This window comes from Hymenobacter busanensis (assembly GCF_008727865.1).
In the GTDB taxonomy this organism is placed as follows: Bacteria; Bacteroidota; Bacteroidia; order Cytophagales; family Hymenobacteraceae; genus Solirubrum; species Solirubrum busanense.
The window spans coordinates 348108-369891 of the sequence record NZ_VTWU01000002.1 but is presented as its reverse complement, the minus strand read 5'-3'; the positions used below and the strand labels follow the sequence as shown (position 1 = coordinate 369891).

Genomic DNA, 21784 nt, shown 5'->3' with positions numbered 1-21784 from the left:
CCTGCCTACGCGCTGCGGGTGGGTTGGGGTTGTGCTCGAGCCGGCTTCGGCCTACTCAAAAGCCACCGCGTTGACGAAAAACACCAGCCGACTTTCGCCGTGCTCGGGGCGCACGCGCTGGTAGCCGTAGGCCAGAAACCGGCTGCCCACCCACGGCAAAATGCCCTCGTGGTTGGTCGAAACCGTTTTTTCGCGCTTTCCCTCCAGGTTGGTCAGCAGCGGCACTTGCAGGTCGTTCGGGGCTGGCGTAGTGCGGTCGATGATTTTATAGCGCAGCTGTTCTTCGTCGAGGTAAGCCAGGGCCAGGCGCTGGCCGTCGGGCAGGGGCCGCACCCGCACGGTTTCGGTGAGGGTGTAGCGGTCGGCGTTTTTCAGCAGAAAGCTGTTGTCCCAGAGCAGCGTGCCCGTGCTGTCGAACCCGCACACAATGGCCTGCGTGGAGCGGTAGCCGTCGAAGGCGCGCAGGGCATAGAGCATGGTGCCGTATGGTGAGTCGTAGCGGTAGTGCGGGTAGTATACCTCGCCCACCAGCACGTACCCGCTCTGAAACGGCAGCAGCCGGTGCGTGAGCAAGCGGTAGTGCAAGCGCATTTCGCGGCCCGCGGCCCGGCGCTTGGCACTGCGGGCCCGCATGCGCTCGGCCCTGGCGGGCTTCATGTAATCGAAAAAGTGCTTCAGGCTCAGAAAATCGTAGAAGCGCAGCGGTGCACGCACGGCTGCCGAGGGCGTTAAGTCGGTCGCAAACAGGCCCTGCGAAAACCGCGGGTCGCGCAGGGTGTAGGTGCCGGTGAGCAGGCGCGAGGCGCTGTCGCCGGGGCTCAACTCGGCCGTAATGAGGCCCCGCTCGCTTTCGGCCTGCACAAATTGCGACGCCAGCAGCTGGCCCTGCGCCGAAAGCTGCTTGATCTGGAGGCGGGAGCGAAGCCCGTTGCTCTGGCTGAGCACAAAAGCCAGCCGCTTGCTCACCGAATCGGCCAGGAAGGTGAGCTGCGCCGGCAGCGGCTCGTAGAGGGAGGTGAGCAGCCGGTACTGTTCCTGGGCAATGTCGAGGTGCAGCACCGTTAGGTGCCCGTCGACCTCTACGCTGGCAAACAGGTTGCCACTCAGCGCTTCCAGGCTATATATATCGTCTACTTTCTCGGTGTCGAAGCTGTATTCGCGCAGCGCGCCGGTGCGCAGATCTACACGCAGCAGCAGCAGCTTGGCCGCTGTGTAGTTCGACTGAAACAGGGCGTAGGCATAGGGCAGTTCGGCCGCCGACTCGGTCAACTGATACTCTTTGGGTACCGGCAGGGGCGTGCGGCGGCGCTGCCGCAGTTGCTGGTCGTAGTGCAGCAGGGCGAATTCCTGCTGAAACTTGCCTTTCATGGGGCTTTCCACCAGCAGCGCTACCGTGCTGTCGGCCAGGGGCAGCACGCGCACGTCGCTTTCGTCGGGGTCGAGGCGAAGCTCCAGCCGGGCGGGCTGCGTGGGCTGGGCCCACAGCGCCATCGGTGCCAGCAGCAATGCCCAAAGTAAAAGTCGTTTCATAGCAGGCAAAACAGAAAAAGCGGCGCCTAACAAGATACAACGAAGCAACGGAAACAGCGGCCAAACGGGGCGCGAAATGTACCGTGCCGCGCTAGTGGGCCAGCTCCAGCAGCGCATCAAACTCGGCGGCCTGCAAGGGCATTACCGAGAGCCGCGACTGCCGTAACAGCCCCATCTGCTGCAGGCGCGCATCGGCTTTGATGGCGGCCAGCGACACCGGCCGCGGCAGGCGCAGCTTGGGCTGCAAATCCACGGCCACCCAGGGCGAGCTGGGCTCGGCGGTGCGGTCGGGGTAGGCGGCACGGGCCACCTGGGCCACTCCCACTACTTCCTTGTCGGTCACGCTATGATAGACAAGCACCTGGTCGCCGGGCTGCATTTGGGCCAGGTAGTTGCGGGCTTGGTGGTTGCGCACGCCGGTCCAGCCGGTGTGGCCGTCGCGTTCGAGGTCGGCAAACGAGTACGCGGCGGGTTCGGATTTTACGAGCCAGTAGTTCAAAGGTGCGATGAAGTAATTGCGTGGCGAGGCGAGAAGAGCAAAGGTAAGAACCCCACAGGCCGACACTGCATGGCGCTATTTCATTGCATCTACTCCCTGCCGCACTTCATTACTTGCTGACAACGGGCAAGCGCCGCACCTGCAGCAGCTCGGGCGTGAGCGACACAATTTCCAGCCGGTAGTCGGGTTCGTGCTGGTCTTGCAGGCTGATGCGCAGGGTGTGGTCGTTTTCGGCGGTCCACTGGCCTCTGCGGCCTTCCATGCCGTCGGTGGGGGCAATGTCGTACTGCGTGAACAGCCCGTTTGGGTCGAAGGCAAAGCCGGTGCGCCCGCGCGAGGGTTTGAAGCTGTAGGTATTGGGGCGGTACACGAGCACGTCGCCCTGGTCTTCTTCGTGGGCGTGGAGCCAGGTGCGGAACAGTACTTTCATTTCGGGGGATTTGGCCGCGTCGTCGCGGCAGGTGCTGGCCAGGAGCAGCACACTGAAGGCAAAAAGCAGAACGGTGAGTCGCATAGGCCGTAACATACGCAATCGGCGGGTTTGGTTTTGGTTTCGAGCAGCTGCTTGGCAAGTAAAAGCCAACCGTGCCGGAAGTATGTACGTCATCCGGGGCGCAACGTCGACCAAGCGGGCGTTTCAGCTAGGCTCAGCTGAAAACCGGCCCCAAGCAGCCGAAAAGCAAAACCCAACCGCCACCTTTGTTCCATGGAAAACCGTGCCCTGATTCGTGCCTTTCGGCTGATGGCGCAGCTGCTGGAGCTGCACGACGAAAACCCGTTTAAAGTGCGCGCCTACGAAGGTGCCGCCGCGGCCATCGACCGGCTGGAAGTGCCGCTGCAGGACCTCAACCCGGCCGAGTTTACCACCACCGGCGGCCTGGGCAAAAGCGCCGCTGCCGTCGCCACCGAGCTGCTGCGCACCGGCACGTTTCCCGAGCTGGCCCGTCTGCAGGCCGAAACCCCGCCCGGCGTGGTCGAAATGCTTGGCATCAAAGGCATCGGCCCAAAGAAAATCCGCACCATTTGGCGCGAGCTGGGCGTGGAAAGCATCGACGCGCTGCGCGAAGCCGCCGAGCAGGACCGCGTGAGTCAACTCAAGGGCTTCGGCCAGAAAACTCAGGAGGCCATTTTGCAGGCCCTCGAATTCACGGCTCAAAGCCGCGGCAAGCTGCTGCTGCCCCACGCCCAGCAACTGGCCGCGCAGCTGATAGAACTGCTAAAAACCGCCTTGCGCACCGAGCAGGTAGCGGCCAGCGGCGAAGTGCGCCGCGCCCTGCCCGTGGTGGAAACCGTGCGCGTGGTGGCCGCTACCACCCAAGCCTGGCAAGCCCACGACGCCCTGAACGCCACCGAAGGCCTCGTGGCCGACGACGCGCACTCCGGCCCGTTTGCGTGGCGCGGCACGGCCGAAGCTTCGGGCGTGAAAGTGGAAGTGCAGCTGGCCAAGCCCGAGGATTTCGTGAGTTGCCTGTTCCTGACCACCGGCGCCGATGCCCACCTGGCCGCCCCGCTCGGCGACAAAGCCCCCGCCGCCACGCTGCGCGAGCTGGTGCGCCGCACCAAGTTTTTCAGTGAAGAAGCCATCTACCAAACCGCCGGCCTCGACTACATAGCCCCCGAAATGCGCGAAGGCGCCGGCGAAGTGCAGGAAGCCCAGCAGCACCAGCTGCCGCTGCTGCTCGAAGAAACCGACCTTCGCGGCTCCCTGCACAACCACAGCACCTACTCCGACGGTGCCCACTCGCTGCGCCAGATGGCCGAGTTTCTGCGCGACAACGGCTACCAGTACCTTGGCATTTGCGACCATTCGCGGGCCGCGCACTACGCCGGCGGCCTCAGCATCGACGAGGTACGCAAGCAGCACCGCGAAATCGACCAGCTCAATAAGGAATTGGCGCCGTTTCGCATCTTCAAGGGTATCGAGTCCGACATCCTCTCCGACGGCTCCCTCGACTATCCCGACGACGTGCTGGCCGAGTTCGACTTCATTGTGGCCTCGGTGCACAGCGGCCTGAAAATGGACCAGGAGCGCGCCACCGAGCGGCTGCTGCGCGCCATTGCCAACCCGTTTTGCACCATGCTGGGCCACCCCACCGGCCGCCTGCTGCTGCGTCGCGAAGGCTACCCCATCGACTTCAAAGCCGTCATCGACGCCTGCGCCGAGCACAACGTGGTCATCGAAATCAACTCCAACCCCTGGCGCCTCGACCTCGACTGGCAGTGGGTGCGCTACGCGCTGCAGCAAGGCGTGAAGTTGAGCATCAACCCCGACGCCCACCACACCGACGGCTACGCCGACATGCGCTTTGGCGTGCTGCAGGGCCGCAAGGGCGGCCTCACCGCCGCCACCACGCTCAACGCCCTGACCGTGGACGAAATCGACGCCTTCTTTCAGCAGCGCCGCCAGCAAGCCGTGAAGTTCAGCGGCAAAACAGCCGCCAAGAAACCCGTCGACCTCGGCCCGCTGTTTAGCTAGCCGTCGAAACGCCACGCTCCACCATAGCTTCGTGAAAATCCTCATCCTGCGCTTTTCTTCCATCGGCGACATTGTGCTGACCACGCCCGTGGTGCGGTGCGTGCAGCAGCAGGTGCCGGGCGCGCGGGTGCATTTCTGTACCAAGCCGGCCTACCGCGGCCTGCTCGAAGCCAACCCGTACGTCGATAAAGTGCACTGCCTCACGGGCACGCTGGGCGAACTGGTGGCCGAGTTGCAGCAGGAGCAATTCGATTTCGTCGTCGACTTGCACCACAACCTGCGCACCTTGCTCATCAAGGCGCGGCTAGGCCGCCCGTCGGCCAGCTTCGACAAGCTGAACTGGCGCAAATGGCTGCTTGTGAACCTGAAGCTTAACACCCTGCCGCCTGTGCACATTGTGCAGCGCTACCTAGCGGCCGCTGCCCCGCTTGGCGTGCGCGACGACGGCCGAGGGCTCGATTACTTTATTCCGCCGGGCCAGGAAGTCGACACGAGTGTGGCGCTACCCGCTGAATTTCAGCGCGGCTACGTGGCCTTTGCCATCGGGGCCCAGCACGCCACCAAGCGCCTGCCCGTGGAGCGCATCATTGAGTTGTGCGCGCAGCTGCAGCGGCCCGTGGTGCTGCTAGGCGGCCCCGAAGACGAAAGCACCGGGCATGTGGTGGAGCTGGCCTTCGAAAAGCAGGTGACGCCGGCCGCACCCCCGCACCGCCAGATTCCCGACAGTCCCTATCATTTTCCGGCGCAACCCGCCGCTTCGCCGTCCTCCACGCTCATTTACAACGCTTGCGGGCGGTTTTCGCTGCACCAGTCAGCTTCGTTGGTGCGGCAGGCGCAGTTCGTCATCAGCCACGATACCGGCCTGATGCACATTGCGGCCGCGTTTCGGAAGGAAATATTCAGCGTGTGGGGCAACACCGTGCCGGCCTTCGGCATGTACCCCTACCGCACCGAGTTTCGGGTGCTCGAAGTCGAAGGCCTGGCCTGCCGGCCGTGCTCCAAAATCGGCTACGACAAATGCCCGCAAGGCCATTTTCGCTGCATGCGCGACATTCGCTTCGACCTCGACCTGCCGCCCACGCGCGACGGGCGGTAAGCCGGGTAGCCAACAGCGGCGCGAGAAAATAGCCGCCTGTCGCGCAACGCTGCTGATACAAAGCAGACTATAGAAAGGAGCAACGGTGAAAACCGTTATCTTTTCCCTCGTAATCAAACCCCGCCGCTCTATGGAAACCCAGCATTATGACACCCTTACGCAAGCTGTACGCGACCTGAACCGCCGCGGCTTCACCGCCGATTTCAACGTGGTGGACGACCACCTCTACTGTCCCGGCCTCGACCTGGAGCTGCACCCCGACGAGTTCTACGTGCGCGAGTTTCACCGTTTCGAAGGTACGTCCGACCCCGGCGACGAATCGGTGGTGTACGCCATCGAATCGGAGGACGGGCTGCGCGGCTTGCTCGTCAGTGCTTTTGGGGCATACTCCGAGCCCTGGGCCGATGCCCTGATGCACAAACTACACATGCCTCACGCCTAGGCCCGTGACCGAAGCCTCCGAAACCGCCTTCGTGCTGGTGCGCGTGGGCGCCGCCGACCTGCAAGCCAGCGTGCAAGCCGGTCGCCATAGCTTGGTAGTCGACGAGCCAGTAGCGGCGGGCGGCCACGACCACGGCCCCACGCCATACGACCTGCTTCTGAGCGCCCTCGGCAGCTGCACCGCCATTACACTACGCCTCTACGCCACCCAGAAAAAGTGGCCGCTCGAAGGCGTGGAAGTGCGCCTGAGCCACCACCGCGGCCACGTGGCCGACTGCCAAGCTTGCGAAACCTCACCCGATGCCCGCCTCGACGAAGTGCGCAAGGAATTGCACCTGCTGGGCCCGCTCACGCCCGAGCAACGCCAGCGCCTGCAGCTGATTTCGGAGAAATGCCCGGTGCAGAAAACCTTGCTCAGCAGCATCCGCATCGTCACACGCCTGGTGCCCGAAAACGAGTCCTTCACCATCTAATTAGCCCTTAGGTATGCAGCCCAAGCTCTGCGCCCATCTCACCGCCCTCGACCACGTAACGGCCGCCGGCGAGCACATCTGCCCCGAGTGCGTGGCCCTGGGCGACCGGTGGGTGCACCTGCGCGTGTGCCAGGAGTGCGGCCACGTCGGCTGCTGCGACGATTCCAAGAACAAGCACGCCACCAAGCATTTTCGCGCTACCGAGCACCCCGTAGTAGCCTCCGCCGAGCCCGGCGAAAGGTGGCTCTGGTGCTACCAGGATGAGTCGTTTGCAGAGTATTGATTCTTTATGAAAGCAATGTGGTGTTGGCGCTGCCAGCAGGAAATGCCCATGCTTGAGCCCGATGAGTTTAGCTTGGTGATGGAAGCCAAACAAAACGGACTGGCCGTGGTAGAACGGGAGCGGCAACGGCGGCAAGCTCCGGTGCCTGAGCAGTTGGAATTGGATCGGGTAGCCGAGCACTTTCGCGCCATGCTGGAAATGTACCGGCTGCTGACGGGCTTCGAGGAAACAAACCCCAATGCGGTATGGCACCACGCAACCGACCAGTATGGGCCGCCATGTCCGCAGTGCCACAAGCCTCTGCGCACACCGGAAGCCCGCTATTGCCCCCAGTGCGGGTTCGGTAAGCACGAAATCAGCGCTGATCCAAGACCCTTGCGCCTGAAACGCTCGGAGCTTTTCAGCCAATAAAAAAAGCCCGGCTACTGCTAGCCGGGCTTTTTTGCTGTGGATAGAATTACCCAATCTGCTCGAAGCCGCAGTAGCGGTGCAGCACTTGGGGCAGCCGAATGCCCTCGGCCGTCTGGTTGTTTTCGAGCAGCGCCGCCACAATGCGCGGCAGAGCCAGGGCCGAGCCGTTGAGCGTGTGCAGCAGCTGGTTTTTGCCGTTCTGGTCCTTGTAGCGGAGCTTCAGGCGGTTGGCTTGGTAGGTTTCAAAGTTCGAGCACGACGACACTTCCAGCCAGCGGCCCTGCGCCGCGCTCCACACCTCTAGGTCGTAGGTGAGGGCCGAAGTGAAGCCCATGTCGCCGCCGCACAGGCGCAGCACGCGGTAGGGCAGCTCCAGCTTTTGCAGCACTCCTTCAATGTGGTCCAACATGCGCTCCAGCGTGGCATAGCTGCGCTCGGGCAGGTCGATTTCCACGATTTCCACCTTGTCAAACTGGTGCAGGCGGTTGAGGCCGCGCACGTGCGCGCCCCACGAGCCGGCCTCGCGGCGGAAGCACGGCGTGTAGCCCGTGTTGCGAATCGGCAGGCGGTCGGCGGCTATTACTTCGTCGCGGTAGAGGTTGGTAATGGGCACCTCGGCCGTCGGAATCAGGTACAGGTCGTCGGCCGTGGCGTGGTACATCTGGCCCTCTTTGTCGGGCAGCTGACCGGTGCCGTAGCCCGAGGCCTCGTTGATGAGAATAGGCGGCTGAATTTCGGTGTAGCCGGCCGCCAAGGCCTCGTCGAGGAAGAAGTTGATGAGGGCCCGCTGCAGCCGCGCACCCTGGCCTTTGTACACCGGGAAGCCCGCGCCGGTAATCTTGTTGCCCAGCTCGAAGTCGATGATATCGTACTTCTTAATTAGGTCCCAGTGCGGTAGCGCGCCTTCGGGCAGCGTGGGCTGCTCGCCTACTTCGCGCACCACCTCGTTGTCGTCGGCCGAACGGCCCTGCGGCACACTCTCGTGGGGCAGGTTGGGCAGCAGGTACAAGGCGCTTTGCAGGTCTTTTTCCACCTGCGCCAGCTCGTCGGCGGCGGCTTTGGTGTGGGTTTTGAGCGTGGCTGTGCGGGCCTTCAGTTCGTCGGCGCCGGCTTTGTCGCCGCTTTTCATCAGCCCGCCAATCTGCTGGGCCAGCTTGTTGGCCTCGGCCTGGCTTTGGTCGTGCTCGGTTTGCAGGTGTTTGCGGCGCTGGTCCAACTCCAGAATGTGCTGGACTTCGGCCTCGGCATTGGGGTAGTTTTTCTTGGCCAAGCCGGCCAGCACGCGGTCGGTTTGCTCTTTCAGGACGGAAACTTGCAGCATACTTCAGGCAGCTATACTCGGTGGAACGCGGCAAAAGTAACCCGCAGATTTAACAGATGCAGCAGCCCATGCCGCCGCAAACCCGGCTGCCTGCCCGTGGCGGCAACTACCAGCGGCGCGGAAAAATCAAACTTCCTGTGCCCGATCATAAAAACGATGTATCTTGTTGGGCGATTTGGGCGTAATGTGTAACATTGCGCTAGCAAGCCGGCGACTGATGCCGGGTCCCGCCGGGTGTTGAACTTGTGCAGCAGCGGCCCGATTAATTCCAGCGCCGGAGTCTCTACTCTGATTTGCCACCTTGCCGAGCGCGTTTGCGCCCTTCCCCTTGTCGGGCTTTCCCGTTGATGCCGACCGCTTTTGCTGCGGCCGCCGCACTCCTTGGGCGCTGCCACCCCATTATTCCCCTCCCCGTACCGCAGTATGTACACTATTGATGAGCTGAAGGACCGTTTGCTGTCCGAATTGAAAGAAGTTGCCGAGTCCCTGAACGTGGGCAACTTCCGCCGCCTCAGCAAGCAGGACCTCATCTACAAAATCCTCGATCAGCAGGCCATTCTGCCCGCCGACCAGCTCCCCAGCAAGCGCCGCCCCTCTGATGAAGACGCGCCGGCCGCCGCTCCCGCAGCCAGTGCCCCGGCTCCGGCCGCCCCGGCCCGCGTAGAGCGCCGCCCGGCTCGCAATGCTGCTCCGCGCACTGCCGCACCGGCCGCAGCGCCGGTAGCCGAAGACGCTTCTGTTGCCGAGGCGGCCCCGGCGGCCGAAGCACCGGCTGCGCCCGTAAACGGCCGCGCGCCGCGCGCCGGCCAGCGGCCCGACCGTCGCAACCGCCCGGCGGCCCCCGAATCTATCGACGAAGTAGCGTCCGGCGTAACCATTGCCGCGCCCGATTCGCCCGCGGCCCCGCAACCGGTAGAAGTTCCAGCCGTGGCTGCCGAAACGGCCGCGCCAGCCGCCGTAGCCGCGCCCGGCCCTGCCGAAGCGCCGCGCGACAACCGCCCGCCCCAGCCCACGCGCTTTGTGGTGCCCCAGCCCGGCCGCACCATGCGGGAGCCGCGCGAAGGCCGCCGCGACGACTTTCGCCGGAATTCCACCCCAGGAGCGCCTCAACCCGAGCCCGGCGCCGAACTGCGCGAGACCCGCGACCCGCGTGAGCAGCCCGCTGCACCCGGCGCCGACCAAGCGCCGCGCACCACCGACCCGCGGGCTGTGGTTGGGCCGACGCCCCAGCGCGACGGCCGCGACCTGCGGGACCAGCCGCGCCGCGACGACCGTTTCGGCCGCGACCCGCGCCAGCCGCGCATGGACCGCCCCGACCGTCCGGAGCAGCGCGGCGACCAGCCCCGCATCGACCAACAACGGCCCGACCAGCGCCCCGAGCGCGGCGACCGTCCGGAGCGGCAGGAACGCCCCGATCAACAGCAGCGCAACGAGCAGCGGCAGCAACAGCCGCCGCGCGTGGAGTCGCTCGACATTACCATCCCGAGCGAAGGCGCGCTGGAAATGATGCCCGACGGTGGCTACGGTTTCCTCCGCTCGCCTTACTACAACTACTTCGCCTCGCCCGACGATATTTACGTCTCGCCGCAGCAGGTGAAGCAGTACTCGCTGAAAGCCGGCGACACCGTGAAATGCACCGTGCGGCCGCCCAAGGAAGGCGAGAAGTACTACGCGCTGGTGTCGGTGGAAAGCATCAACGGCCGCTCGGTAGAAGATGTGCGCGACCGAATTTCCTTCTCGCACCTTACGCCGCTTTTCGCCGATGAGCGCCTGAAGCTCACGACTGCGCCCTCGCAGCTCTCGACGCGCATTCTCGATCTGTTCGCGCCCATTGGCAAAGGCCAGCGCGGCCTGATTGTGGCCCAGCCCAAAGTGGGCAAAACGGTGCTGCTGCAGGAAATTGCCAACGCCATTGCCGAAAACCACCCCGAGGTATACCTCATCGTGCTGCTCATCGATGAGCGCCCCGAGGAAGTAACCGAGATGCAGCGCACGGTGAAAGCCGAAGTGCTCAGCTCGACCTTCGACGAAACGGCCGACCGCCACGTGAAAATTGCTTCGATGGCGCTGGACAAAGCCAAACGCCTCGTGGAGTGCGGCCACGACGTGGTCATTCTGCTCGACTCGATTACTCGCCTGGCCCGCGCCTACAACACGGTGCAGCCTTCGTCGAGCCGCATCCTGTCGGGTGGTATCGATGCCGGCGCGCTGCAGAAGCCCAAGCGCTTCTTCGGTGCGGCCCGCAATGTGGAAAACGGCGGTTCGCTCACCATCGTAGCCACCGCGCTGGTGGATACCGGCTCGAAGATGGACGAAGTTATCTTCGAAGAATTCAAAGGCACGGGCAACATGGAACTGGTGCTCGACCGGAAGCTGGCCAACAAGCGCATTTTCCCGGCCATCGACGTGCCGGCTTCGGGCACCCGCCGCGAAGACCTGCTGATGGGCAAAGAAGAGTTGAGCCGCACTTGGGTGCTGCGCAAGTTCATGTCGGATATGTCGGCCACCGAGGCCATGGAATTCCTGAAGGACCGCATGCGTGGCACCAAGGATAACCTGGAATTCCTGGTGTCGATGAACGGCTAATTTGCTGCTTCTTTGAATTTCTCAAAACGCCTTCCGAAGCCTATTCGGAAGGCGTTTTGCGTTTTGGCTACTCGGGCCGACAATACGCCCGAAGGCTGCCTCGTCAAACAAAACGGCTGCCTTCAGGTACAGGTTTGAGGCCGCCGAAACTTGTTCACCTTTGCCGTATGGAATCTGCTCGTTCGCTACCCGATACCCAATTACTTTACATTTTTGACCCGCTGTGCGGCTGGTGCTACGGCATGAGCCCGGTGATGCAGCGGCTAGCCGAAGAATACGCCGACCGTGTGCCCGTAGCGGTTTTGAGTGGCGGCATGTTTACCGGCGACGAAGTGGGGCCTATACGGGATGCCTGGGGTTACATCGGGCAGGCCCTAGAGCAAGTGGAAGCAGTTACCGGTGTGCAGTTTGGCGAATCGTTTCGGCAACTTGGTGCAGCCGGCGGCTACCTCAACGACTCCGAGCCGCCAAGCCGGGCCCTGCAGGTATTCAAGCAACTCGACCCGCTGGGCCGCGACACGGCTTTTGCCCACGCCCTGCAGCAGGCGCATTTCGGCGACGGCCGCGACCTGAACGATTTTGCCACCTACGAGCCGCTTATCCAATCTTTTGGTCTCGACGTGGCCGAATTCAAACGGTGGTGGGACAGCGACGCAGCCCGGCAAGCCACCCGCCACGAGTTCGATGTGGTGCAGCGCATGGGCGTGCAGGGCTTTCCCACGCTCATTTTTGCCCACGGCCAGCAGGGCTACGTGCTGGCCCGCGGCTACCAGCCCTACGAGCAGATAAAAGCCGGTTTGGAGCAACTGCTTCTTGATACTCAATCAGCGGCGGGGTAGGGGCGTTGCAAGTCGGCAGGTTACTCAAAGATGCCAGTAGCTGCTAACCGCCCGTAGAACCGTAGCGCACCACTTGCTTGCGCAACGTCGACCACGCAATGCGGCGGCCGTCTTCTTTGCCCACTAAATAAGAGAACCCCACGGCATCGGGCCGGCGGCGCAGGTCGTCCCACACGGCGCGGTCTACGGTGCCGGGCTGGTAAATGTCGGTGCTGCCGACGGCGGGCTTGCGGAAATTCTTGTCGGCGAAAAACTCGTTCATTCGGCGACGGACGTAGGCTTCGCGCTCGGCCTTGGTGGCCCCGGGTTTGGTCATCTGGTATACCATAGAGGCCTCCAGATCGGCCGACGACAGCGTTTCGCGGAAAATAACCGTGCCGTCGGCGGCCGTGATGGTAAACGTGGCTTCGCTGCTTAGTAGGGAGTCGCCGCGAAGCACAAGCTGGAACAGGTCGGGGGCGGTGGGCGACGAAAACAGGTGCCGCGTGCGCACGGCCTTCAGCGTATCCGATTGCGCATTGGCCACCGAAGCCGAAGTCGTATCCATCGGCTCGACCGGCCGGGCATCGGCCGAATCGACGCCGCGGGTCGTAGGCCCGCTGGCAGTTTGGTCGGATTGCGGAGCAGAACAAGCGGCCAGCAAAGCCAGCAGGAGGGCAGAAGGGAGGCGGTAGCTATGCATACCGGAGCCTACGAAGCAACACGGGCGGATGTTGACCTAGTCGGCCGGGGCCGCCTTCGGCGGTCTGTGTTGATGACTACGCCCAATAGCGCAGCGCCAGCATCAGCACAAACGCCGCACTCAGGCACAGCGACGACACCTGGTTCATGCGCATGGTGCGCCGAAAATCGGCGGCGGCGCCATTGTGCCACGCTTGCCAGGCCCAGCGGCTAAACAGCAATACTACTGGCAGCGTGGCCACAGCAAACACCAGCAAGTTGCGCGGCTCGTTGCGCCACAGATAAGCGGCGCCCAGCACCGATGCGCCCAGCAGAAGGCCCAGGGCCGCAAACACAAATGTGCCCCGGATGCCCAGCAGCAAGCTCAGGGTTTGGTCGCCGCGCTGCCGGTCTTCGGTGTGCTGGTACACCTGCGTGAGCGGGTAGGAACCGCATAAAAACAAGCTGCTCACCAAGGCTAGCACCAAGTTTTGGTCGGCCAGGATTGTCTCCAGGGAAGCACCCACGCCCACCTGCGTCATCAAAAACGTAAACGCGCCCTGAAACACCACCACTACCAGCGTGCTGATGATGGGATACTTTTTCAGCCGAATCCGGTCGTAGCTGTAGGCTTTCGATACCAGCAGGTACGTGGTAAGCAGGCCCGCAAAAGGCACCGAAATCAGCAGCGCGCCGAGCACGGCCAGCACGTCGAACAGCACCACCAGTCGCCACAGCTCGGGCGTAACCCGGGGCGGACGTTCCAAGCCCCCAATGCTGCCTTCGTCCCGGTCGAACCAGGAGTTGTAACCGTTGGAGGCCGGGTAGGCCAGCATGTGAATCACCAGAAACACGGCCACGGCGCGGCCCACCGGAAACGGTTCGCGCAGGGCGCTCAGGGCAAACCAGAACACCGGCATCAGGTACACCGAAAACGGAATGCGCAGCAGCGGCAACGCGCGACGGTAGGCAAGGAGCATGAGCAGAAAAAAGTGGCTGCCGAATGTAGCGCGAAGTTCAGGTTCTTCGGGCCCAAAGCGGAAACCTGGCGCCGGTGGCCAAACGCGCGGCCGTGCGCCGGACTACTTCGGCCAGCCGATGAGGTACGTGACTTCGGGGCCCAAAGGGTGGCGCAGTTTGCCAGCCTGCCAGGCGTAGCGTTCCTGGGGGTCGGCGCGGTGGGCCAGCGTGAGCAGCGCATCGGGCGGGTACATGCGCAGAATGCTCACCACGCCGTCCCAAATGGTGAACAAAGGAATGAGCGGCAGGAGGTAGGTGAACAACAGGCGGCTGAAACGAAAAGGCCGAATAAAGGGCGTTATGAGCAGCTGCACAACGGGCAGCACCGTGCACGCCAGCAGCAGTTCCAGCCAGTGCTTGCCAGCCCCCTCAAACACGCCCACGCCGCTGCCCGCCAGCACCGCGTCGCGCAACAACGCCTCGCCTTGGGCCGGCCGAAAATGGTGAAACGCCGAAAACACAGCCCGGAACCCCGGTAGTTCAGCCGGAACCTGCAAGGCGTTGACGGACTCGGGCGCAAAGCGGATGGCCCCAGCCGTTTCTTGCTGAATGTGGGCCCAGGCCTGTGGCTGCGGATACAGGTCGGTAAGGGTAATAGTGGCCCCGGCTACGCCGGCTGTGCGCAGGGCCTGCAGCACATCCTCGGCGCCGCCGCCGGCCCCGGCGCACAACTCCAGCACCTGCGTTTGGCCGGTGCGGCGCAAGCCCTCGGCCAGCAGCGGCGCAATGGGCCGGTACGTGTGCAGGTGCGTAATCATGAAGCGCAGGTAGTCCATCATGCCCGCCCGAATGACGGCGGGGAACCACGGCTGGTCTTCAAACTCAAACAGGTGCAGGCGCAGCTTCATAGCAGGTGAGTGGGAGGTGCAGGAAATAACGGAAGTAGCGGGCAGAGGAAAGACCTTATGTCGCCCGCCCGCCAAAAAAAATACTGCGGTAGCTAGGATCTGCCGGTTTTGCTATTAGCTTTGCATTACAAAGTGCTCTGGAAATATGAAGCCTGCCGTCGATCCGTTAGCTCAACTCACCGAGATTCGCTCCATCATGGAGCGCTCCTCGCGGTTCATCTCGCTTAGCGGCCTGTCGGGTATCGGGGCGGGGGTGGTAGCCTTGGCCGGGGCCGCCTTCGGGCACTGGTACCTCACGTCGCACTACGGCGAAGGTGGGTTTGTGCGGCTGATGGAAGGCTCGACGGAAGCGCGGGCCAGTACGCTGCCGTTTCTGCTGGGGCTGGCAGTGGGCACCGTGCTGCTGGCTTTTGCGGTAGCGTTTTGGTTTACGCGCCGCCGGGCCCTGCAAGACGGGCGTACCCTGTGGGACGGCGCCGCCCGGCGCCTGTTCTGGAGCCTTGCCGTGCCGCTGGTGGTCGGTGGGTTGTTTTGCATTCAGCTGTATGTGCGCGGCGCGGCGGGGCTGGTGGTGCCGGCTATGCTGGTATTCTACGGCATGGCGCTGCTGAATGCCAGCAAATACACCCTCGACGAAATAAAGCTGCTGGCCTACACCATGCTGCTGCTCGGACTGGTGGCCAGTTTGCTGCCCAACTATGCTTTCCTGTTCTTTGCGCTCGGGTTTGGGCTGGGCCACATCGGCTATGGCCTGCTCATGTACAACCGCTACGAACGCGCCCCCCGCTCGTGAAGCACGCCATCCATCAGCTCAACAAGGCATTTGACCACCGCGTGCGGCTGGGCGTAATGGCCGTGCTCATGGCCAACGACGGCGTGAGTTTCAACGACCTGAAGGAAACCCTCGACCTCACCGACGGCAACTTGGCCAGCCACGTAGCTGCCCTCGAGAAAGTAGGCTACGTGCAGGTAAACAAGCAGTTTGTGGGGAAGAAGCCCAACACCACCTACACGGCCAGCGCCGAAGGCAAGCAGGCTTTTCAGGACCACCTCAGCACGCTCGAAAAGCTGCTTCGCCAAGACGGCTAATTTTTTTGCCTTGTTACTTTGAAACGCAAAGAACTTTAAAATGCAGTAATATGCAGCACGAACGTTCCCCTGCACCAGACCGCGAAACGCTGCTGCTGATGGGGCTGGCGGGGTTGTTTCTGGTGGGATGCTGGCTGCTGTCGGGCCTGCTGCTGGCCGTGCATCCCGATTTTGAGTGGACCGCCAACCTATGCGCCGCCTTTTGGGGCGTGGAGTGGCTGATGAGCCAGGCTTCCGTCTGCAAGTAGGCTACAGGCCTGGGTGCGGGGCTGCCGGGTTTTGTGTACCTGCTTTTCTGCGCGCCGTCTGGCGGCCTTTTTCTTGAAAAACTGATTCTCACCTCTTTTCGCTGCTGTATGTTACCGCTTTTTGCCGCCCGCACTACCGAGTGGACTGCCGCCCACGGCCTGCTTAGCTGGCGTCCGGCGCGCCTGGTCCTGACCGCTACCCAGAAATGGCTGCTGCCGTTGGGCACGCTGCTATTCCACGTGTTGTTCTGGCAGGAGAACGTCGGGCTCAACCTAGCCCTGTACACGTTGCTGGCCTTGGGGATCCTGCTGCTCAGCCGGCCCAAGGCAGCGTGGCGCTCCAGCTATTTCCGGCTATTGGTGGCCGGCACGGTAGCCGCGGCGGTGGCCGTGTTGCTGTACGGTTCGTTTGCGGCTTTTTTTGCCTGTTTTGTGTCGATGGCCATGGTGCTGGGGTTTGCCAATCAGCCCCACCTTAAGCAGTTGTTTCTGGCCGGCATGACCGGCGGGTTTTCAGCGGCCGAGGTGCTATTGGGCCTGCCGGGCGTGCTCATTCGCACCTATATTCCCACCCGCGAAACCAAAGCCGGGCGCACGTTTTGGTACGCCAAGCTGCTGCTGGTGCCCGTGCTGGTGTTGGTGGTGTTTCACGTGCTGTTTCTGCTGGCCAACCCCCGGTACAATGCGCTGGCCAACCAGCTGTGGGCGCCGATTGCGGATGGGCTGCTGCGCCTGCTGGAGATGCTGCTGCATGCGCCCGTGGTGTTCTGGATATTTGCTGTTTCGTTTACCGCTGTGGTGTTGCTGCGGGTACCGGTGCCGGTTTTGGCGCAGTTGGAGGCCCGGTTTCCCGAGTTTGTTCACCGGCGGCGCGACGGCGTGGCCTCGTTCAGCGTGCGCAACCCCGATTTCCGGGAGTGGCGGTTTCGCATGGCCGATTTGCGCAAAGAATACTTGGCGGCCCTGGCGGTGTTCGGTTTGGTAAACCTGCTCTTGTTGGCCGTCAATGCCATTGACATCAGCTGGTTGTGGTTTGGCTTTGTGCCCGAACCGGGTTTCGACCTCGCGCAATTTGTGCACGAGGGCACCTACGTGCTCATCTTCAGCATTCTGCTGGCCATGGGCATTGTGTTGTGGTTTTTCCGCCGCAACCTGAATTTCTACCAGCCGGGCTTGCCGCTCCTGCGCTGGGGCGCCACGCTGTGGGTGCTGCAGAACGCGGTACTGGCCGTGTCGGTGGGGCTGCGCAATTACTATTACATCGTTCACATGGGCTTGGCCTACAAGCGCGTGGGCGTGTGCTTTTTCTTGCTGCTCACGCTGTTCGGGCTGGCTACCATCCTGCTGAAAATCTGGCAGCGCCGCTCGGCATTTTCGCTGGTGCGCCTCAATAGCCTGGCCGCCTATGTGGTGCTGTTGTGCCTGGCGCTGGGCAATTGGGAAATCTGGATTGCGGGCTACAACCTGACGAGCCACCGCGCCAACCCGCGGCGCGACCCGCACCATTTCGACCTCGGCTTTCTGCTGAACATGCCCGGCCGCGTGCTGCCCACGCTGGTAGCCCAGCGCGCCACGCTCAACGAATACCCATACCTGACCGTTGCGGGGCCTCACCACCAAGCCACCCAGCTGCAACCCGCGGCCGCGCAGCGGGCCCTCGACGAACGCGTGGCCGAATGGCGTGCGGCGTACGAAGCCGAAGCCAGCTGGCAGGACTGGACCTACGCCGATTGGGCCGCTTATCAAGCCCTCAAGAGCTACCAGCCCGCTACGAACCGGTAACCGCCCTTTGCTTATCTCATTTCACCTTTTCCGCCTTCGCCGAAGGCTGGCCCGCTACTGCTATGACGTTTGCCGACTGGACAACCTACTTCCGCCAGAACCAAACCCACCTCGACGACCTGAGCTGGGACGATACCTACCGCCTTACCGCCCGGGAGCGGCGCGCCGTGGCCCGTTCGCTGCAGCACTTTCAGCGCGGCGAAAGCTCCGAGGGCAAGCACCTTTACCAGCGCGTGAAAGACACGGGCAACACCGACCACGTGGCCGCCATTCGGCTTTTTATTGGGGAGGAGCAGGGACATGCCCGCGTGCTGGGACGTTTTTTGGGCAAGCAGGGTATTGCCTGCCTGCGCCAGACCTGGGTCGATGATGTGTTCCGGCGGCTGCGGCAGTGGGGCACGTTTGAAACGACCATTCGGGTGCTGCTCACGGCCGAAATAATTGCGGCGGTGTACTACCGCGCCGTGTTTCACGCTACCTATTCCAGCCTGCTCCAGCAAATCTGCCTGCGCCTGCTGCGCGACGAGGAAATGCACATCAACTTCCAGTGCTTCACGCTGGTGCAGGAGCGGCGGCGTAGCAGCCGGGCCGGCTGGTGGCTACGGCAGCAGCTGCACCGCGGGCTCATGGTGGGCACCTCGGTGCTGGTGTGGCTGAGCTACAACCGCACGCTGTGGGCCGGCGGCATGGGGCCGGTGGGCTTTGCGGCCGCCGTTTCGGCCGAGTGGGAGCGGGCCCAGGACATGATCCGGCAGCCCGGCTCGATTGAGATACGCAGGCAGGAACCGCGCAAAACCGCCCCACGCCCAGCCTTCCAGTTCAACCAAGCCCGCGCGGTGGCTGGCCCCATGGCGTCGGCTCTGCGCTAATCTAGCCCCGGCATACTATCCTCCAATTATGGAATACCAGGAACACACGCAGCCGGTAGCGGGATACAGCCCGTACGGCCGCTGGATAGCCACGGCCCAGCAAGTAAAAGACACGCTTACCATCGTGGCCATGAACCTGATGCTGCTCGTGCCCATTGCCTGGCCGGGCCTCGTGCTCTACTTTCTGCGCTGGCGCCTGACCAAGCGCACTGCCAAACGCGGCACGGCTATTACGCTGTGGGCCCTCACGTTTGTGCACGAACTGCTGTGCGTGTGGCTCTTCATCAGCAGCAAGCACGACCCCGACATGGCCGGTATGCTGCCGTTTGAAATCGGCTACATCGTCGGAATGATGGTATCGGTGGCTGGGCTTCTGGAGGCAATGGGCAGCCAAGCTGAACAGGGCTGATGAGGGGCGGCGCATGCCTGCGCAGGTGCACGTTGTGGGTCGTTATGGGTACCGCCGTGTGCACCTTGAACGGGTTGAGCATCGACGAAATATGGCCCAATACCCCAGGAGCTGCCGGTGCGTTTGTGGGCGGCACGATTGTGGGCCTTTGGTTGCTGCTGTGGTTGGGGCCATTGGTGATGTGGCAGGCCAGCCGGGAACCTTAGCCGTGGTGGATTAGAGCACTGCTCCGGCTGACAAGCGCCTGCGTTTTCGTGGTTGCGGCGCTGCTAACCGCCGTTGTGGCGTGGGGTGTAGTTGCTGATTTTATGCGTTAGGAAAGCAGAAGGACAGTGGCGCGCCGCCACCCCGGCCGCAACTGGTATATTTGTACTACCACCGGAGTCGGGCCCTGTGCCGATGCCTGGTCTTAGTCCGTGCCAATGCCCTCTGCCGTAACCCCGAAAACAAACCCGCCTGCCCCGAAGCCGAGCCGTGTGCAGCGGCCGTGGCCCAACCGCCTCTCGCGCGTGCTGTGGGCGGCATTTGCGGCGGCAGCCGGGTTTTTCTTTCTTCTGCCCATCCTGGTCAGCACCAACTTCCTGTTCCTGTTCGGCAAGTCGCCGGGGTTGGAGGAGTTGGAAAATCCCAAGGTCGAACAGGCTTCCGAGCTGTTTACCTCCGACGGCGTGCTCATCGGCCGCTACTACCGCGAAAACCGCTCCCCGGTGCCGCTCAATAAGATGGCGCCCGTCCTCATCAAAGCACTGGTAGCTACCGAGGACGTGCGCTTCTACGAGCACGCCGGCATTGATCCGCAGGCCCTTGTGGGCTCGGTGTATGCGGCCCTGCGCGGCGACAAGCGCGGCGGCTCCACCCTCACGCAGCAGCTGGCCAAAAACCTCTACAAGACCCGTCGGGGCGAAACCCGCGGCCTGCTCGGCCACGTGCCCGTGGTGGGTACGCTCGTGGCTAAAATGAAGGAATGGCTGACGGCCGTGGAGTTGGAGCGCCGCTACACCAAGGAAGAAATTCTGCGGATGTACCTGAATACGGTGGAATACGGCTCCAATGCGTTCGGCATCAAAGTGGCCGCCAAAACCTTCTTCAGCACCTCGCCCGACTCGCTCACGCCCGAGCAAGCCGCCGTGCTGGTGGGCGTGCTCAACAACCCCACCGCCTTCAACCCGCGCTTTCACCCCGAAGCCTCGACCAAGCGCCGCAACCTGGTGCTGCAGCGCATGGGCCAGGCCGGGGTGCTGTCGGCCGCCGAGGTGAAGACCTTGCAGGCCCAGCCCATTGTGCTGCGCTACCAAGTAGAAAAGCACGTGGATGGGCCCGAAACGTACTTCCGCGGCGCCATCAGTTCGTTTGTGAACAGCTGGTGCGAAAAGAACGGCTACGACATGTACCGCGACGGGCTGCGCATCTACACCACCATCGACTCGCGCATGCAGGCCCACGCCGAAGATGCGGTGCAGAAGCGCATGAAAATCCTGCAGCGCAGCTTCGACAACTTCTGGCGCAACCGCAACTCCAACCCCTGGGTGGACGAGGACGGCAAGGAAATTCCCGATTTCATCGAGACCCAGATGAAGCGCACCGAGGTGTATAAGCGCCTCGCCGCCCGCTACAAGGGCCAGCCCGCCAAGCTCGACTCGGCCCTGCACGCCAAGCGGCCCATGAAGGTGTTTACCTGGAAGCACGACGACAACGACACCACGTTGGTCATGTCGCCGCTCGATTCGCTGGCCTACTACAAGCACTTCCTGCAGGCCGGCATGATGACGATGGACCCCTACACGGGCTACGTGAAAGCCTGGGTGGGCGGCCTCAACTACCGCTTCTTCCAATATGACCACGTGAAGCAGGGCCGCCGCCAGGCCGGCTCCACCTTCAAGCCCTTTGTATACCTGACGGCCATCGACAAGGGCTACGCGCCCTGCGACCGGATTCGGGACCAGCGCGTGACCATCAAGTACGTGGAAAACGGCAAGCCCATGGAGTGGCAGCCCGACAACGTGACCCGCGAGTACACCGGCATCAACATGACGCTGCGCCACGCCATGGCCCGCTCCGTCAACTCCGTGACGGCCCAGCTGACCGAACGGGTGGGCTGGAACACCGTGGCCGATTACGCCCACAAAGTGGGCATCCGCAGCCCTTTGCTGCCGGTGCCCAGCATCGGCCTCGGCTCGGGCGGCGACGTGAGCGTGTACGAAATGGTGGACGCCTACAGCACCTTCGTCAACGGCGGCTTCCGCACCGAGCCGCTCATCGTCACCCGCATCGAAGACCGCAACGGCAACGTCATCAAGCAATTCGACCCCCAGCAGAAACGCGTCATTCCGGCCGAAACCGCCTGGCTGATGCTTTACATGCTGCGCGGCGGCATGGACGAGCCCGGCGGCACCTCGCAGGCCTTGTGGGAGTACGAGCTGTGGAAAAAAGACAACCAGATCGGCGGCAAGACCGGCACCACCTCGAACTACTCCGACGGCTGGTACATGGGCGTAACCAAGGACTTGGTGAGCGGTGTGTGGGTGGGCGGCGAAGACCGCTCCATTCACTTTTTCCGCACCCAGCAGGGCGAAGGCGGCCGCATGGCGCTGCCCATTTTCGGCACCTACATGGAGAAGCTCTACCAAGACCCTGAGCTGGACATCACTATGGGGCCGTTCCCGAAGTACCCCGGCAAAATCAGCAAGAAGTACATCTGCTACACCGAGGAATACGACCGGCCCAAACGCCAAGCCGTGCAAATCGACTCCATTGCGGTGGACAACCTGCTAGAGCAGATCAACAGCGGCGAAGTGGCCGTGCCCGACAGCCTGAAGACCCCCTAAGCGCAGACGCACCAATAAACAACGCGAACCGGGCCAGCTGCTACAGTAGCGGCTGGCCCAGTTCGCGTTTTAGCTCTAC

General features: G+C 63.0%; 23 protein-coding genes. 16 read left to right on the top strand and 7 right to left on the bottom strand.

What is annotated here, in order from left to right:
* Positions 1 to 51: 51 nt before the first annotated feature.
* The 3 genes from F0P96_RS06045 to F0P96_RS06035 all read right to left on the bottom strand — a co-directional run bounded on the left by F0P96_RS06045 (position 52) and on the right by F0P96_RS06035 (position 2543).
* Entirely contained in the window at positions 52 to 1530 is a 1479-nt protein-coding gene (locus F0P96_RS06045; RefSeq protein ID WP_151077920.1) for a hypothetical protein, read from the bottom strand.
* A gap of 91 nt (positions 1531 to 1621) precedes the next feature.
* Positions 1622 to 2029 (bottom strand): EVE domain-containing protein, encoded by a 408-nt coding sequence (locus F0P96_RS06040; RefSeq protein WP_151077919.1) that lies wholly within the window; start codon positions 2027 to 2029, stop codon positions 1622 to 1624.
* Positions 2030 to 2138: 109 nt separating this feature from the next.
* Positions 2139 to 2543 (bottom strand): hypothetical protein, encoded by a 405-nt coding sequence (locus F0P96_RS06035; RefSeq protein ID WP_151077918.1) that lies wholly within the window; start codon positions 2541 to 2543, stop codon positions 2139 to 2141.
* A 192-nt stretch (positions 2544 to 2735) separates the two neighbouring features.
* Between F0P96_RS06035 and polX the strand changes: the two genes are divergently transcribed.
* The 6 genes from polX (at position 2736) to F0P96_RS06005 (ending at position 7209) form a co-directional block, all read left to right on the top strand.
* A complete protein-coding gene (gene polX / locus F0P96_RS06030) occupies positions 2736 to 4505 on the top strand; it encodes a DNA polymerase/3'-5' exonuclease PolX (RefSeq protein ID WP_151077917.1) in 1770 nt (589 codons plus the stop codon).
* A 31-nt stretch (positions 4506 to 4536) separates the two neighbouring features.
* Entirely contained in the window at positions 4537 to 5601 is a 1065-nt protein-coding gene (locus F0P96_RS06025) for a glycosyltransferase family 9 protein (RefSeq protein WP_151077916.1), read from the top strand.
* Positions 5602 to 5731: 130 nt separating this feature from the next.
* The gene (locus F0P96_RS06020) at positions 5732 to 6043 is read left to right on the top strand and encodes a phosphoribosylpyrophosphate synthetase (RefSeq protein WP_151077915.1); all 312 of its coding nucleotides are present in this window, start codon (positions 5732 to 5734) and stop codon (positions 6041 to 6043) included.
* A gap of 4 nt (positions 6044 to 6047) precedes the next feature.
* Positions 6048 to 6515 (top strand): OsmC family protein, encoded by a 468-nt coding sequence (locus F0P96_RS06015; protein WP_151077914.1) that lies wholly within the window; start codon positions 6048 to 6050, stop codon positions 6513 to 6515.
* Between the two features lie 13 nt (positions 6516 to 6528).
* Complete coding sequence (locus F0P96_RS06010; RefSeq protein WP_151077913.1) at positions 6529 to 6798, top strand: UBP-type zinc finger domain-containing protein; 270 nt, start codon at positions 6529 to 6531, stop codon at positions 6796 to 6798.
* A gap of 48 nt (positions 6799 to 6846) precedes the next feature.
* Complete coding sequence (locus tag F0P96_RS06005; protein ID WP_151077912.1) at positions 6847 to 7209, top strand: zinc ribbon domain-containing protein; 363 nt, start codon at positions 6847 to 6849, stop codon at positions 7207 to 7209.
* Between the two features lie 46 nt (positions 7210 to 7255).
* Here F0P96_RS06005 and serS read toward each other — a convergent pair whose 3' ends face one another.
* Positions 7256 to 8530, bottom strand: a complete 1275-nt coding sequence (gene serS, locus F0P96_RS06000) for a serine--tRNA ligase (protein WP_151077911.1) — start codon at positions 8528 to 8530, stop codon at positions 7256 to 7258.
* A 423-nt stretch (positions 8531 to 8953) separates the two neighbouring features.
* Between serS and rho the strand changes: the two genes are divergently transcribed.
* Entirely contained in the window at positions 8954 to 11116 is a 2163-nt protein-coding gene (rho, locus tag F0P96_RS05995; protein ID WP_151077910.1) for a transcription termination factor Rho, read from the top strand.
* 167 nt (positions 11117 to 11283) lie between these two features.
* Entirely contained in the window at positions 11284 to 11955 is a 672-nt protein-coding gene (locus tag F0P96_RS05990; protein ID WP_151077909.1) for a DsbA family protein, read from the top strand.
* Between the two features lie 43 nt (positions 11956 to 11998).
* On the opposite strand, the gene F0P96_RS05985 is transcribed toward F0P96_RS05990, so the two are convergent.
* The 3 genes from F0P96_RS05985 to F0P96_RS05975 form a co-directional block, all read right to left on the bottom strand.
* Entirely contained in the window at positions 11999 to 12637 is a 639-nt protein-coding gene (locus F0P96_RS05985) for a hypothetical protein (RefSeq protein ID WP_151077908.1), read from the bottom strand.
* A 76-nt stretch (positions 12638 to 12713) separates the two neighbouring features.
* Positions 12714 to 13595 (bottom strand): UbiA family prenyltransferase, encoded by an 882-nt coding sequence (locus tag F0P96_RS05980; RefSeq protein ID WP_151077907.1) that lies wholly within the window; start codon positions 13593 to 13595, stop codon positions 12714 to 12716.
* A gap of 102 nt (positions 13596 to 13697) precedes the next feature.
* On the bottom strand, positions 13698 to 14483 hold the full coding sequence (locus F0P96_RS05975; protein WP_151077906.1) for a class I SAM-dependent methyltransferase: 786 nt from the start codon (positions 14481 to 14483) through the stop codon (positions 13698 to 13700).
* Positions 14484 to 14628: 145 nt separating this feature from the next.
* On the opposite strand from F0P96_RS05975, the gene F0P96_RS05970 reads away from it, so the two are divergent.
* The 8 genes from F0P96_RS05970 (at position 14629) to F0P96_RS05940 (ending at position 21705) form a co-directional block, all read left to right on the top strand.
* The gene (locus F0P96_RS05970) at positions 14629 to 15276 is read left to right on the top strand and encodes a hypothetical protein (RefSeq protein WP_151077905.1); all 648 of its coding nucleotides are present in this window, start codon (positions 14629 to 14631) and stop codon (positions 15274 to 15276) included.
* Positions 15273 to 15572 (top strand): winged helix-turn-helix domain-containing protein, encoded by a 300-nt coding sequence (locus F0P96_RS05965; protein WP_151077904.1) that lies wholly within the window; start codon positions 15273 to 15275, stop codon positions 15570 to 15572. The genes F0P96_RS05970 and F0P96_RS05965 overlap by 4 nt, the downstream gene beginning before the upstream one ends.
* 50 nt (positions 15573 to 15622) lie before the next feature.
* The gene (locus F0P96_RS05960) at positions 15623 to 15820 is read left to right on the top strand and encodes a hypothetical protein (protein ID WP_151077903.1); all 198 of its coding nucleotides are present in this window, start codon (positions 15623 to 15625) and stop codon (positions 15818 to 15820) included.
* A 108-nt stretch (positions 15821 to 15928) separates the two neighbouring features.
* A complete protein-coding gene (locus tag F0P96_RS05955; RefSeq protein WP_151077902.1) occupies positions 15929 to 17602 on the top strand; it encodes a DUF4153 domain-containing protein in 1674 nt (557 codons plus the stop codon).
* A 62-nt stretch (positions 17603 to 17664) separates the two neighbouring features.
* Complete coding sequence (locus F0P96_RS05950; RefSeq protein WP_151077901.1) at positions 17665 to 18471, top strand: hypothetical protein; 807 nt, start codon at positions 17665 to 17667, stop codon at positions 18469 to 18471.
* Positions 18472 to 18499: 28 nt separating this feature from the next.
* On the top strand, positions 18500 to 18880 hold the full coding sequence (locus F0P96_RS05945) for a hypothetical protein (RefSeq protein ID WP_151077900.1): 381 nt from the start codon (positions 18500 to 18502) through the stop codon (positions 18878 to 18880).
* A gap of 56 nt (positions 18881 to 18936) precedes the next feature.
* On the top strand, positions 18937 to 19086 hold the full coding sequence (locus F0P96_RS20905) for a hypothetical protein (RefSeq protein WP_160620409.1): 150 nt from the start codon (positions 18937 to 18939) through the stop codon (positions 19084 to 19086).
* 216 nt (positions 19087 to 19302) lie between these two features.
* On the top strand, positions 19303 to 21705 hold the full coding sequence (locus F0P96_RS05940; RefSeq protein WP_151077899.1) for a transglycosylase domain-containing protein: 2403 nt from the start codon (positions 19303 to 19305) through the stop codon (positions 21703 to 21705).
* Positions 21706 to 21784 lie beyond the last annotated feature (79 nt).